Annotated in this window: 12 protein-coding genes; 6 read left to right on the forward strand and 6 right to left on the reverse strand. The window is 69.8% G+C overall.

Annotated features, from left to right (window positions below):
- The first annotated feature begins 10 nt into the window (after window positions 1-10).
- The 5 genes from ACTJJZ_RS03750 (at window position 11) to arfA (ACTJJZ_RS03770) (ending at window position 5,999) form a co-directional block, all read left to right on the forward strand.
- A complete protein-coding gene (locus tag ACTJJZ_RS03750) occupies window positions 11-1,057 on the forward strand; it encodes a LacI family DNA-binding transcriptional regulator (RefSeq protein WP_440719837.1) in 1,047 nt (348 codons plus the stop codon).
- 209 nt (window positions 1,058-1,266) lie between these two features.
- A complete protein-coding gene (locus ACTJJZ_RS03755; RefSeq protein WP_440719838.1) occupies window positions 1,267-2,601 on the forward strand; it encodes an extracellular solute-binding protein in 1,335 nt (444 codons plus the stop codon).
- Window positions 2,598-3,548 carry a carbohydrate ABC transporter permease gene (locus ACTJJZ_RS03760; protein ID WP_440719839.1) on the forward strand — a complete coding sequence of 317 codons (951 nt, stop codon included), beginning with the start codon at window positions 2,598-2,600 and terminating at the stop codon, window positions 3,546-3,548. The genes ACTJJZ_RS03755 and ACTJJZ_RS03760 overlap by 4 nt, the downstream gene beginning before the upstream one ends.
- Window positions 3,548-4,444, forward strand: coding sequence for a carbohydrate ABC transporter permease (locus ACTJJZ_RS03765; protein WP_440719840.1), 897 nt, complete (start codon window positions 3,548-3,550; stop codon window positions 4,442-4,444). Before ACTJJZ_RS03760 ends, ACTJJZ_RS03765 begins: the two co-directional genes overlap by 1 nt.
- Window positions 4,445-4,463: 19 nt before the next feature.
- On the forward strand, window positions 4,464-5,999 hold the full coding sequence (gene arfA, locus ACTJJZ_RS03770) for an arabinosylfuranosidase ArfA (RefSeq protein WP_440719841.1): 1,536 nt from the start codon (window positions 4,464-4,466) through the stop codon (window positions 5,997-5,999).
- A 119-nt stretch (window positions 6,000-6,118) separates the two neighbouring features.
- Here the strand turns inward: arfA (ACTJJZ_RS03770) and ACTJJZ_RS03775 are convergent, their stop codons facing one another.
- Window positions 6,119-6,397 carry a hypothetical protein gene (locus tag ACTJJZ_RS03775; protein ID WP_440719842.1) on the reverse strand — a complete coding sequence of 93 codons (279 nt, stop codon included), beginning with the start codon at window positions 6,395-6,397 and terminating at the stop codon, window positions 6,119-6,121.
- On the opposite strand from ACTJJZ_RS03775, the gene ACTJJZ_RS03780 reads away from it, so the two are divergent.
- Window positions 6,384-7,724, forward strand: a complete 1,341-nt coding sequence (locus ACTJJZ_RS03780) for a DUF222 domain-containing protein (protein ID WP_440719843.1) — start codon at window positions 6,384-6,386, stop codon at window positions 7,722-7,724. The two genes, ACTJJZ_RS03775 and ACTJJZ_RS03780, sit on opposite strands and share 14 nt — an antisense overlap.
- Here the strand turns inward: ACTJJZ_RS03780 and ACTJJZ_RS03785 are convergent.
- From ACTJJZ_RS03785 to ACTJJZ_RS03805, 5 genes are all read right to left on the reverse strand, one after another.
- Entirely contained in the window at window positions 7,678-8,892 is a 1,215-nt protein-coding gene (locus tag ACTJJZ_RS03785; protein WP_440719844.1) for an arabinan endo-1,5-alpha-L-arabinosidase, read from the reverse strand. The genes ACTJJZ_RS03780 and ACTJJZ_RS03785 overlap by 47 nt on opposite strands.
- 59 nt (window positions 8,893-8,951) lie before the next feature.
- Window positions 8,952-10,451 (reverse strand): arabinosylfuranosidase ArfA, encoded by a 1,500-nt coding sequence (gene arfA, locus ACTJJZ_RS03790; protein ID WP_440719845.1) that lies wholly within the window; start codon window positions 10,449-10,451, stop codon window positions 8,952-8,954.
- A gap of 96 nt (window positions 10,452-10,547) precedes the next feature.
- Complete coding sequence (locus tag ACTJJZ_RS03795; protein ID WP_440719846.1) at window positions 10,548-11,192, reverse strand: YesL family protein; 645 nt, start codon at window positions 11,190-11,192, stop codon at window positions 10,548-10,550.
- On the reverse strand, window positions 11,189-12,499 hold the full coding sequence (locus ACTJJZ_RS03800; RefSeq protein ID WP_440719847.1) for an arabinan endo-1,5-alpha-L-arabinosidase: 1,311 nt from the start codon (window positions 12,497-12,499) through the stop codon (window positions 11,189-11,191). The genes ACTJJZ_RS03795 and ACTJJZ_RS03800 overlap by 4 nt, the downstream gene beginning before the upstream one ends.
- 2 nt (window positions 12,500-12,501) lie before the next feature.
- The gene (locus ACTJJZ_RS03805; RefSeq protein WP_440719848.1) at window positions 12,502-13,449 is read right to left on the reverse strand and encodes a carbohydrate ABC transporter permease; all 948 of its coding nucleotides are present in this window, start codon (window positions 13,447-13,449) and stop codon (window positions 12,502-12,504) included.

Here is a 13,449-nt window from a genome sequence, read left to right on the forward strand (position 1 = left end):
GGCTGAGCGCATGGGAGGGAGCACCCGCGCGACGATGCGCGATGTCGCGACGCTCGCCGGCGTCTCGGCGAAGACCGTGTCGAACGTCGTCACCGGCGCCGCCTTCGTGCGCGAGGACACCCGTGAGCGCGTCGAGGCGGCGATGCGCCGACTCGACTTCGTGCCGAACCTCAGCGCGCGGAGCCTGCGCAACGGTCGCTCGGGGGTCATCGCGGTCGCTCTTCCCTTCCTGGCGACCTCGTTCTCCGCCGAGCTCCTCGACCACATCGTGCAGGCCGCCCGGATCAAGGGCTTCGCCGTGCAGATCGAGCAGACCGGATCCGAGCCGCGACGCGAACGCGAGCTGCTCTCCCGCGCCCGCGCGCACCTCGTCGACGGCCTGATCCTGAACCCCATCCGCCTGGAGGACAGCGCCCTCACCGACGATGACCGGCAACTGCCCGTCGTGCTGATCGGCGAGGTCGAGCAGAACCTCGCCGACCACGTCGGGATCGACAGCGTGGCGGGGGCGGCGGAGATGACCCGGCATGTCATCGAACGCGGTGCCCGCCGCATCGCGGTCGTCGGAGGCGACGACCAGCATGCGATCGCGACCGCCACGAGCCGGCTCCGTCTGCAGGGCGTGCGGCTGGCGCTGGCCGAGGCAGGGCTCCCCGCGGATCCCCGGCTCACGGCGAACCACGCCGACTGGACGATCGCAGGCGGCGCCGAGGCCACGGTTCAGCTGCTCTCGAGAGGCGTGCCGTTCGACGCCGTGATCGGGTTCACCGACTCCCTCGCGACGGGCGCCCTGCACGTGCTGCACGCCCGCGGGATCCGCGTTCCGGACGACGTGCTCGTCACTGGCTTCGACGACGTGGAGCTGTCCCGTTACACGGATCCGGCCCTGTCCACCGTACGGATCGACCGCGCCGTCTTCGCCGGCTCCGCCGTCGACCTGCTTGCGGAGCGGATCGCGGATCCGAGCGGGACGTCCCGCTCGATCACGGTTCCGCACCGGCTCGTCCTGCGCGACAGCACCGACGCCGCCCCCCGCGGCTGGACTCCTGCGTCCTGACCCCGGCGCGCGCCGGCCCCCCGAGATGGAGAACGCTCCTCCCCGGGCCCTCTGAACGACGTTTTCCATCCGCACGCCGCAGCCCACGCCAAAGCACCGCGCCCCCTCTGGGCGATCGACCTCGTGACCGGTCTCGGTTTCCTCTTGCACTCCCATTTCATCGATGTAATGATGTCCGCATCCCCCTGATCGTCCACGAAGGAGTGACGATGACCCCATCGCTCGACCTCTCCCGGCGGCAGTTCCTCGGCGCGGCGGGCCTGACCGCCGGCGCCGCCCTGCTCGCCGGCTGCGCCCCCGCCGCGGCATCTGCGACCGGCCCCCGCACGCTGCAGTTCTGGCACCTGCTGTCCGGCGGCGACGGCGTCACCATGACCGGCCTGCTCGACGGCGTGAACAAGAAGCAGTCCGCCTACCGGATCCGCCCCACCGTGCTCGCCTGGGGCACGCCGTACTACACGAAGCTCGCGATGGCCGCGGCAGGCGGCCGCGCCCCCGACGTCGCGATCATGCACGCCACCCGCGTGCTCGGCTGGGCGCCCGGCGGCCTGCTGGACGCCTGGGACACCGGCCGCCTCGCCGACCTCGGCGTCGACAAGAGCACCTTCCCCGATCCGATCTGGAAGAAGGGAGAGGCCCTGGGCAAGCGCTTCAGCGTCGCCCTCGACGCGCACCCGTTCGTGCTGATGTACAACACCGACGTCTGCAAGAAGGCGGGCGTGCTCGACCAGCACGGCCGGCTCAAGGTCGCGACTTCGCCGGACGAGTTCCTCGCGATGGTCGACGCGATCGCGGGCGTCACCGGGGGCCACGGCCTCTCCTACGGCTACCTCGGCGACGGCGCCCAGATGTGGCGGCTGTTCTACACGCTGTACACCCAGCACGGCATCGAGATGGAGATGCCCCAGGGCGGCACGGCCACGATCGACAAGGACGCCGCCGTCGCCTCGCTCGAGTTCATGCAGAAGCTGCTGAACGGCAAGCGCGCGGCCAAGCAGGCCGACTACGGCACGGCGGTGGCGGAGTTCGCGGGCGGCAAGAGCGGCATGTTCCTCAGCGGCGTCTGGGAGCTGCGCACCATGCAGGCCGCGAAGATCCCGTTCGACGTGACGATGATCCCGCCGCTGTTCGGCACGCAGACCGCCTACGCCGACTCGCACTCCTTCGTGCTGCCGCACCAGACCGCTCCGGATTCCGGTCAGCGCGACCTGGTCTACCGCTTCGTCGCGGACATGCTCAAGGGCTCCTACGGCTGGGCCGAGGCCGGGCACATCCCCGCCTACCTGCCCGTCACCGAATCCCCGAAGTACGCGAAGCTGCTGCCGCAGGCGCACTACGCCGAGGCCGCCAAGCACGTGCGCTACGACCCGCCCGCCTGGTTCACCGGATCCGGCTCGAACTTCCAGGGCCAGTTCGGTGCGGCCGCCCAGCCCGCCCTGCTCAGCGGGGGCAGCGCGTCCGACGCCGTGGACCGCTTCGAGCAGGCCGTGAAGCAGTTCCTCGCCCAACCCAATCCCGCCGATCCGGAAGGAGCACGGAGATGACCGCGGCCGCCCCCACCACCACGACCATCGTCTCGGGACGCGCCGCCAGCCGCGCGATCCGCAAGCACGCGGGCGGATCCCGCGGCACCGAGCAGCTGATCGGCTGGGCGTTCCTCACGCCGTTCCTGATCGCGTTCGCGCTGTTCCTGGTCTGGCCGATCCTGCACGGGCTGTACCTGAGCTTCACCGACCAGTCCCTCACCGGCACGGGCGGGCGCTTCGTCGGCTTCGCCAACTACGCCGAGGCCCTCACCGACCCGGTGATGTGGGGCGCGTTCGGCAACACCGTGTGGTTCACCCTGCTCTCCACGATCCCGCTCGTCCTCATCGCGCTGATCATGGCGGTGCTCGTCGACCGCGGGCTCCCCGGCCAGTGGCTGTGGCGGCTGTCGTTCTTCATGCCGTACCTGCTCGCCTCGACGGTCATCTCGCAGATCTGGATCTGGATCTTCAACCCGCAGATCGGCGCGGCCAACAACGTGCTGAAGGCGTTCGGGCTGGAGCCGATCGCCTGGCTGCAGGATCCGAAGGTCAACATGCTCGCGATCGTCATCGCGACCGTGTGGTGGACCGTCGGGTTCAACTTCCTGCTCTACCTCGCGGCCCTGCAGAACATCCCGGCGCAGCAGTACGAGGCGGCGTCGCTGGACGGCGCAGGGGGCTGGCGGCAGTTCTGGTCGATCACACTCCCCCAGCTGGGCCCCGCCACGACTCTCATCGGCCTGCTGCAGATCCTCGCGTCGCTGAAGCTGTTCGACCAGGCGTACCAGATGCTCGGCGGCCTCTCCAGCGACACCACCCGATCGATCGTGCAGTACATCTACGAGAGCGGCTTCGTCGGCTACCGCTTCGGGTACTCGGCCGCCATCTCGTACGTGTTCTTCGCGATCATCATCATCCTCGGCGTCGCCCAGGCGCTGATCACCCGTCGGCGGAAGGACGCCTGATGACCACTGCGACCAGCACCCTCGTCGCCCCGGGTGCTTCCCGGATCCGCACCCGCCGGCCGATCGGCCGCCGGTTCACCGTTCTGACCGTGCTCGCCTTCGTGGTGCTGCTGATCCTCGCGATCGGATGGCTGCTGCCGTTCCTCTGGGCGGTCGCGACCGCGTTCAAGACCGAGACCGACGCCGCGTCGGGAGACCCGAGCTGGATCGGCGCGAGCGGCCCGACCGTGCAGGCGTTCACCGCGATCCTGTCGCAGGGCAACGTCTACCTCTGGGCGTGGAACAGCCTGTGGACCGCGACGGCGATCACCGTGATCACGGTCGCGATCTCGGCCCTCGCCGCCTACGCGTTCTCCCGCCTGGACTTCCGCGGTCGCAAGTGGCTGTTCGTCGTCATCATCGCCTCGATCGTGGTGCCGCCGCAGGTGCTGATCATCCCGCTGTTCTACGAGATGCTCGCGTTCCACCTGATCGACACGCACTGGGGCCTGATCCTGCCGCAGGTCGTCGCCCCGGCGATGGTGTTCATCCTGAAGCGCTTCTTCGACGCGATCCCGATCGAGCTCGAGGATGCGGCACGCGTGGACGGCGCGAGCCGGCTGCGGGTGTTCTGGTCGATCGTGCTGCCGCTGTCGCGACCGATCCTCGCCTCCGTCGCGATCTTCGTGTTCATCGGCGCGTGGAACAACTTCCTCTGGCCGTTCCTCGTCATCAACGACACGAACCTGATGACGCTGCCGGTCGGCCTGCAGACCGTGATCAGCGCCTACGGCGTCCAGTACGCCCAGGTCATGGCCCAGGCCGTGCTCGCGGCTCTGCCGCTCATCATCGTGTTCCTCATCTTCCAGAAGCAGATCGTCAAGGGAGTCGCCACCAGCGGCTTCGGCGGCCAATGACCCGAAGGGATCCCTCCGCATGACTCACGCCCGCATCACCATCGATCGCGATTTCACGATCGCGGACGTGCCGCACCGCCTGTTCGGATCGTTCGTCGAGCACATGGGCCGCTGCGTGTACACCGGGATCTTCGAGCCCGGTCATCCCGCGGCCGACGCCCGCGGCTTCCGCACCGACGTGCTCGAGCTGGTCCGCGAGCTCGGCCCGACCGTGATCCGCTACCCCGGCGGCAACTTCGTCTCCGGCTACCGCTGGGAGGACGGCGTCGGCCCGATCGCCGATCGCCCGGTGCGGATGGACGGCGCCTGGCACACGATCGAGACGAACGCGTTCGGCCTGCACGAGTTCATGGACTGGTCGCGCGAGGCCGAGGTCGAGGTCATGGAGGCGATCAACCTCGGCACCCGCGGGGTCGAGGAGGCGCGGGCGCTCGTCGAGTACGCCAACCACCCCGGCGGCACGTACTGGTCGGATCTGCGCCGCCGCAACGGCGCCGAGGATCCGTTCGGCATCACGCTGTGGTGCCTCGGCAACGAGCTGGACGGCCCGTGGCAGATCGGTCACAAGACGGCCGCCGAGTACGGCCGGCTCGCCCAGGAGACCGCGAAGGCGATGAAGCTCGTCGACGACTCGATCGAGCTCGTCGCGGTCGGATCCTCGAACCGGGGCATGCCCACGTTCGGCACCTGGGAGCACACGGTGCTCACGCACGCGTACGACGAGGTGGACTACATCTCGATGCACGCGTACTACGAGGAGCACGACGGCGACGTCGCCTCGTTCCTCGCCGAGGGCGTCGACATGGACACGTTCATCGACGGCGTCGTGTCGACGATCGACGCGGTCAAGGCGGCCGGCAAGCACCGCAAGCAGGTGAACATCTCGTTCGACGAGTGGAACGTCTGGTACGCCTCGCGGTACAACGACGTGGAGGCTGCGGCGATCGCCGCCTTGGGCTGGCACGAGCACCCCCGCCTCATCGAGGACGTCTACTCCGTCACGGACGCCGTCGTCGTCGGGACGCTGCTGCACAGCCTGCTGCGGCACGGCGACCGGGTGAAGATCGCCAACCAGGCGCAGCTCGTGAACGTGATCGCGCCGATCCTCTCCGAGGAGGGCGGGCCCGCCTGGCGGCAGGCGATCTTCTGGCCGTTCGCCCGGATGGCCCGCATGGCGAAGGGGCGGATCCTGCGGCTCGCGGTCTCGTCGACGCAGACCCCGACCGCTCGCTTCGGCGATGTGGACGAGGTCGACGCGGTGGCGACCTGGGACGAGGAGTCCGGCCGGATCGCGCTGTTCCTGGCGAACCGCTCGCTCGACTCCGAGGCCACGGTCGACCTCGACCTGCGCGGGCTGTCCGCCACCGCGGTGCACTCGGCCGAGGTGCTGGCCGTGCCCGACGGCGGCGACCGGCACAGTGCGAACACGCTCGACGCGCAGCGCACGGTCGGCCTGCGCCCGCTGGAGGGCGTCGCGCTGGACGACGGCGTGGTGCGGCTGACGCTGCCGGCCCTGTCGTGGTCGGCGGTCGAGCTCGAAGTCGCGCGGTCCTGAATCTCCCCGAGTCGGGCCGCGCTCGCGGTCCCTTGCCACAAGGTCGGCCGTTCCTGAGAAGGGGACGGCCGTTCTTGTGATGCCGGATCCCCTTCCTCCGTCGTGCCGGCGCCCGGACGTCAGAAGCGCCCGCCGGGCACAACGCCCTCGGCAGTGTCACGGGCTGGCAGCCATCCGGCCCTGGCTATGACTTCATCGGCCATCTCAGTAACGGGGCGGCCGTCGGTGGCGATGCGTGAGACGGTGTCTTCCGCTGCGTCGAGCGTTCGCGCCGCGAGATTGCTGCGGTCGGCGTACCTTGACCCCTCTCTCGTGTGCGACTTTTCTTCTATGATTTTTTCCTCTTTCTTAAGCTTAAATCGGACATCTATGCTATTCTGGAGTATGGAGTTCATCACGGAAGAAGGCGACGACAGGGTGCGGATCCCCGACGTCGAGGTGGTCCGTGAGCAGGTCGATGAGACGTTCCTGGCGGCGCGCATGCTGGACGGGTTGATCGAGGACGAGTTCGCGATCAATCGTCGCGCGTTCCAACAGGCGGCCGGGATCGCGGAGGTGGTGGCGCATGTCCGCCGTCATCCCGAGATCTACACGGTCGGCGACGGGGTAGACGATCTGGACCACGCGATCCGGTCGATCGTGTTCGAGGTGGCGCTGCGGTTGCAGGTCTCCGAGAATGAGGTGCGCCGGGTCCTGTGCACGGCGGAGACCGCTCAGGAATCGCTTCCACTGATGTGGCAGCGGGCGGCGGACGGCGTCGCCGCGATGAGGTTCGTCGACGCGGCCGTCGCTGCGGCGCTACGACTGCGTGCACCTGTCGGCGCGACCGCGGAGCAGCGTGCACATGCGGATAAGGCGATCGCGTTGATCGACCAGGCGTGCGCGCGATGGGTGCTGCACCTGCCCCTCGCCGCGTTCCGGCGCCGGCTGAAGGCGCTGACGGAGCGGCTGGACCCGGCTCCGGCCGAGGTGCGGCACGCACGAGCCATGGTGGATCGGCGGGTCGTGCTGGAGGAGATCGACGACGGGATGAGCTGGATCATGGCACTCGTGCCGACGGTCAAGGCCCTCGCGATCAAGCGGCGCCTGACGGCGACAGCGAAGCACCTGAAGAAGGACACGCGGGAACAGCGCACGCGTGACCAGATCCACGCCGATCTGTTCACGGACTGGCTGTGCGGGGTGGGAACATCGACGGCGGTCAAGACCCGCGTGTTCGTCACCGTTCCGGTCGGACTGCTGACGGGCCGGGGCGGCGGTTCGGGAACTGGGTTCTCGAGCCCCGGCGAAGCGCTGAACCCGATCACGTCCCTCAGCCAGGCGCAGCTCGTCGGACACGGCCCGATCGATCCGCTCACCGCACGGCAGGCGTTCCTCGACGCGTCCGCGTTCCGCCGGGTGATCACGGATCCGGTCCGCGGCGTCGTCCTTGACATGGACCGCCGCAGCTACCGGCCCACCAAGGCGCAGCGCGACTGGCTCGTGCTCCAGCACGGCACCTGCGCACGGGATGGCTGCACACGACTCGCCCTCGACGCCGACCTCGACCACGAGCGCATGTGGGCCCACGGCGGCCCGACCAATGCGAGCAATCTGCGCCCCCTGTGCCCGGCGGACCACGTGCGCAACCATCGCACCCGGTTCCGCTTCGACAGCCGCCCCGACCGGTCGGTCCAAGTCACCAGCCCGACCGGATTCCGCACCGCAGACCCGCCGCCGTTCTGAGGCAGCGCCCGACCTTGGTCCGGCAGGAGATGCCGTGGAGCCGCGCCGCGTGAAGCGGCCGTTCCCGCGAGCAGGAACGGCCGCCGTCACGCGGGGCACGCCGGCGGGCGCTTCCGGGCCCCTGCCGGCTTCTCAGCCGATCGTCGTGCCAGCCGTCGGCGCCCCAGCCCAGCTTCGCGAGCGCGAGGGTCGGCACGCCGTTGTGGTCAGCGTCGTAGAAGTGCCACGCGAGATATCCGTGCGAGTACGAGGCTCCGCCCGGACCGATCTCGGATCCCTTCGATGCCAGCAGCGGAGTACCACCATCCGCGAGCATGGAGACCCCGTTCTTGTCGTAGTACGGCCCGGCCGCGGAGTCCGCCCTCCCGACCACCATGTTGTAGGTGCTGTTCACACCGCGGCAGCAGAAGTCGCGAGACACGATGAGATAGAACTTGCCCTCGTGCGGGACGATGGCGGCGCCCTCGACGGCGTTCGGCGGCGACTGCCGATCCGCGATGCGCAGCGGAACGGCCTGGTCCGCCCGCGTACCCGTCGGCCAGGACAGCTTCACCATGCGGATGCCGCTCCAGAACGACCCGAACGCCAGATAGGGCGTTCCGTCGTGGTCCTGCACGATCGCCGGATCGATCGCGTTGAAGTCGTCGGAGGTCGAGGACGTCTCGACGGGCCCCCGGTCGACCCACTTGTAATCCGCGCTCGAGGGGTCGAGCGTCGTGTTCGTGGCGAGCCCGATGACGGAGTTGTTCGAGCCGAAGCTCGATGCGGCGTAGTACAGGTAGTAGGTGTTGCCGTGGCGGTAGATCTCCGGCGCCCAGAGGTTGTCGACGTTCGGCACGGCCGCCTTCACCCACGCAGGCTTCGTGTCCCACACCGTTCCGATGTCGTGCCAGGTGCGGCCGTCGTCGGTCGATCGCTTGATGCGGATGTTGCCGTCACCGATCGCGCCGTCACCGGTGAAGTACACGTACCAGGGCGCGCCGTTGCGGCCGGCCACGAGCGCGGGGTCGTGCACGACGAGATCGCCCTGCACCGCCACCCGCTGCGCGGCGACCGCGTGCGCCGAGCTGGGGGCGGCGCTCATCCCGAGTGCCGCGCCGGCGACGGCGACCGCCGCGGCCGCCGCCAGCAGTACGTTCCTGACCTTCGAGCGTCTGCGAAACATCATTGTCCTCTCCACTGTCCTCACGGCAGGCGGGCGCCTGCCGTCGCNCGAAGCCGTTCAGGTCACGCCAGCGACAGTGCCGACCACGACACCGGGGGCAGCGTCACGGTGAGCACGCCGCCGTCGAGCACGGCGCCCTCGAGCGCCTTCAGGCCCACGCGGTCCTGATCGGCGAGCGTGTTCTTCGCGTACACGTCGTCGTCCCACAGGGTGACCGCCTCGGCGATCGTCGAGACGCCGAGGCCGGCGACGTCGATCGAGACCTGGATCGACTCGCTGCGGCTGCGGTTCACCAGGAACACGGCGGATCCGTCCTCGGCGGTCGTCGCGACGGCGTCGACCAGCGGGGCGGCACCGTAGACCGCCGTCGAGTAGGTGCCGGCGTCGATGCGCGGGCGCAGCACCTCGCCGCGCGCGAGCCGCGAGGTCACCGAGAACGGGAAGAACGTGGTCTGCCGCCACGCGTCGCCGCCCGGCTCGGTCATGATCGGTGCGATCACGTTCACGAGCTGCGCGAGCGAGGCCGAGGCGACGCGGTCGTGGTTCTTCAGCAGCGTGATCAGGAGGTTGCCCAGCACGACCGCATCGGCGACCGAGTACACGTCCTCCAGCTGTCGCGGGGCGACCCGCCACTCGTCGTTGACCTCGTCCGACTCGCGGTGCTCGTCGAGGTACCAGATGTTCCACTCGTCGAAGGAGAGCTTGATCTTCTTCTTGGACTTCAGCTTGTTGCCGACGTGATCGGCGGTGGAGACCACGGTCTCGATGAAGTACTGCATGTCCAGCGAGGAGGCGAGGTAGGAGTCGAGGTCGCCGCCGCGCTCCTGGTAGTACGCGTGGCAGGAGATGTAGTCGACATGCTCGTAGGCGTGCTCGAGGACCGTGCGCTCCCAGTCGCCGAAGGTCGGCATCGAGGATCCGGACGACCCGCACACCACGAGCTCGAGCGTGCGGTCGGCGGCCTTCATCGCCTGCGCCGTGCGGGCGGCGATCTTGCCGTAGTCGTCCGCGGTCATGTAGCCGGTCTGCCAGGGGCCGTCCATCTCGTTGCCGAGGCACCACATGCGCACGTCGTGCGGCTCGACGGTGCCGTTCGCGATGCGCTGGTCGCTGAGCGCGGTGCCGGACGGGTGGTTGCAGTACTCGAGCAGGTCGAGGGCCGCCTCGATGCCTCTGGTGCCGAGGTTGACGGCCATCATCAGCTCGGATCCGGTGAGCTTCAGCCACCGGGAGAACTCGTCGACGCCGACCTGGTTCGTCTCGATCGAGTGCCAGGCGAGGTCACGGCGGACGGGGCGCTGGTCGCGCGGGCCGACGGAGTCCTCCCAGCGGAAGCCGGAGACGAAGTTTCCGCCGGGGTAGCGGATGGTGGTCGCGCCGAGCTCGCGCACGAGGTCGACGACGTCCAGGCGGAAGCCGTCCTCGTTCGCGGTGGGGTGTCCCGGCTCGTAGATGCCGTCGTAGACGCAGCGGCCGAGGTGCTCGACGAACGATCCGAAGATGCGCCGGTCGATCGGGGCGACGACCTCGTTCCGGTCGATGGTGATGCGTGCGGTGGTCACGGGTGTCTTTCCTTCTGGGACGGGCCGGCTGGGGACAGCGGCAGGGGGCGGCGGACGCCGCCGGTGTGCAAGGACATCGGGTCGGGAAGGGCGGGATCAGGAGTCGAGGACCGGGGCCGGATCGGGCCGGCGCAGCGGGTGGTCCTGGTCGATCCGGAGGAGCCGGCGGTCGATCAGCCGCAGCGCCAGCAGCAGCGGCAGGGATGCCCCGACGAGCGCGAGGGCGACGGGGAGGGCGATCCAGACCGCGCCGAGGGCCACGGCGGTGACGAGCACCGCCAGGGCTGTGCCCGGGCTGCCCGCGGCGATCAGCACCGCGTGCCGCAGCACGGTCGCCGGCCCTCCGTCGTAGCGGACCAGCAGGGCGACGGCGACCGCGGCCGTCACGAGCACCCCGGCGGACAGCGCGATCGTGAGCACGAGCAGCGCCGCGCCGAGAGGTCCGGCCACGCGGGGCAGCACGGCGGCGTCGGCGGCCAGCAGCGCCGCCGCGCCGAGGAAGGGAGCACCGACCAGGTTGGCCCGGCGGAACTCCGCCCGGTAGGTGCGCGCGAAGCCGCGGACCGTGCCGCCCTCCCCGGCGTCGCGCAGCAGCACCGCTCCCCCGGCGACGAGGGCCGGGAACAGCCCGAGCACGACGAGACCGAGGATCGTCCCGCCCAGGATCAGCAGGTCGACCGCGACGAGCGTGACGACGACCTGCAGCATGCGCATGACCCGGCCGGTCCATCCCAGGCTCATGCGATCGCCTCCTGCGATCCCGACCAGACGATCCCGTCCGCGTCGATGCCGCCGAAGACGAGCACGGTGCGCGCGGCCACCGGATCCCAGGCGCCGAACACGACCGCGTCGAGATCCACCCGCCGTCCCTCGCCCTCGTCCGTCGCGTCGACCTGCAGGCGCAGGGTCGCGGACGCCGGCTCGCCGTCGGTGAGCAGCCCGGTGCGCACCACCTCGGCGCGGGTGGACGCGAGCATACCGGCGTCGCGAGGATCCCAGCGGATCACCTGCCAGCGCCCGGCGACCGCGGCCGGCGCGTCGAGCAGTTCGCGCTCCGCGCCCGCGAACGGGTGCGGGGACACCACCGGCCAGCCGGACGAGGTGAAGTGCAGCCGGCGGATCTGCGCCTCGTGCTGCGCAGGGTCGTCGGCGAGGCGCACGTGGTGCACCATGAACGTCGCGTCGCCGTCGCGCAGGATCGAGTTGTGACCGGGGGCGATCAGTCCGGTGCCGCCGGGGAACCGGTGACCGCCGAGCACCTTGGTGCCGGTCTCGAGCGGATCCTGCCCCTCGGCCGCCACGAGCGGTCGGTCGTTCGCGTCCAGGTACGGGCCGGTGATCTCGCGGGAGGCGCCGACGCGCACGCTGTAGGTGCTGGCGAGGGAGTCGTACGAGCAGAACAGCACGTAGCGGTCCTCCTCGGCACGATAGAGGATGTACGCGCCCTCGATCGCGCCGTCGACCGAGGCGGGGCGCCGCGCGATGAGCGCGCCCTGCTCCTCGCCGGCCCGCAGGCCCGTCACCGGATCCAGCTCGACGATCCGGATCCCGTCGAAGAAGGATCCGTAGGCGAGCCACGGGCGCCCTTCCCGGTCGAACGTCACGGCCGCGTCGATCGCGTTGTGCGCGTCGCGGTCGTGCCGGGTGGCGATCACGATGCCGCGATCCGTCCACGGCCCGGCCGGCGTCTCGGCGCTCGCGAGCCCGATCGCGGACGTCCGGGATCCGAACGTCGACGCCGAGTAGTACATGTGCCACCCTCCGGAGGGCCAGCGCACCACCTCGGGCGCCCACAGCCCGGAGGCTCCGGACCATTCCGCGGCCGCGGCCGGGACGCCGTCGAGCGCGGTGCCGGCGAAGCTCCACCGCACCAGGTCGGGCGACGTGCGCACGTGCGCGCCCGCGGGGATGTCGGCGACGCCGGGCGCGGCGTCGGTGCCGAACATGTACCAGAGGCCGTTCTCGCCGCGCACGACGGTGGGGTCGTGCGCGCCGCGGGTGCCGGCGAGGGCGGCGGCCGCCTCGGCGGTCAGGGATGCGGTGGACATGCTCAGCCCTTCGCCCCGGTCAGCGCGACCGACTCGATGATCTGGCGCTGGAACACCACGAACACGATGAGCACCGGGATCAGGGCGATGAAGGAGGCCGCCATGATGAGCGGGTAGTCGCGCTGCGTCGCGTACGTCGCGTTGAACGTCGCGATCACGACCTGCAGGGTCTGCTTCTCCGGCGTGTTCAGGTAGATGACCGGGGCGAGGTAGTCGTTCCACACCGCCATGAACCAGAGGATGAACTGCGCGGCGACCGCAGGACGGATCGCGGGGAAGATCAGCGTGGTGAAGATCCGCAGGTATCCGGCCCCGTCGAGCTTGGCGGCCTCGATGATCGAGTCCGGCACGGTGTCCAGGAACTGCCGCAGGAAGAAGATCATCACGATGTTCCCGAACAGTCCCGGCAGGATCAGCGGCCACAACGTGTCCACGAGGCCGAGGTTCGAGAACATCATGAACTGCGGGATCATGATCGTCGGGAACGGGATCATGATCGCGGCGAGCAGCGTGAGGAAGATGCCGTTCTTGAACGGCAGCCGCATCTTCGCGAAGGCGAAGGCGGCGAGGGCCGAGAACCCGGTGCCGACGACGGTCACGCTCACCGACACGATGACGCTGTTCATGATGCCTGCGGCGAGCGGGCCCGCGTCCCACACGCGCAGGTAGTTGTCCCACTGGAGGGGATCCGGGATCCACTGCAGCGGATCCGTCAGCGCTGCCGTCTTGGACTTGAGCGAGGTGCTGAGGGTCCACACGAGCGGCGCGATCATGACGATCCCGCCGAGCGCGAGCACGATCGTGAGGATCGCGTTGGTGAGGCGGTGCCGACGCGTGCGCGTGCCTGCCCGCGAGGGCTCGGCCGGGGCGCCGGGGAGCCGGCGACGGCGACGGTCTCCCGCGGAGGATGGGACGACGGTGGCCACGGTGTCAAGGGCGTCAAGAGTCAT

This window comes from Microbacterium sp. 22242, assembly GCF_052045495.1.
Classification (GTDB): Bacteria; Actinomycetota; Actinomycetes; order Actinomycetales; family Microbacteriaceae; genus Microbacterium.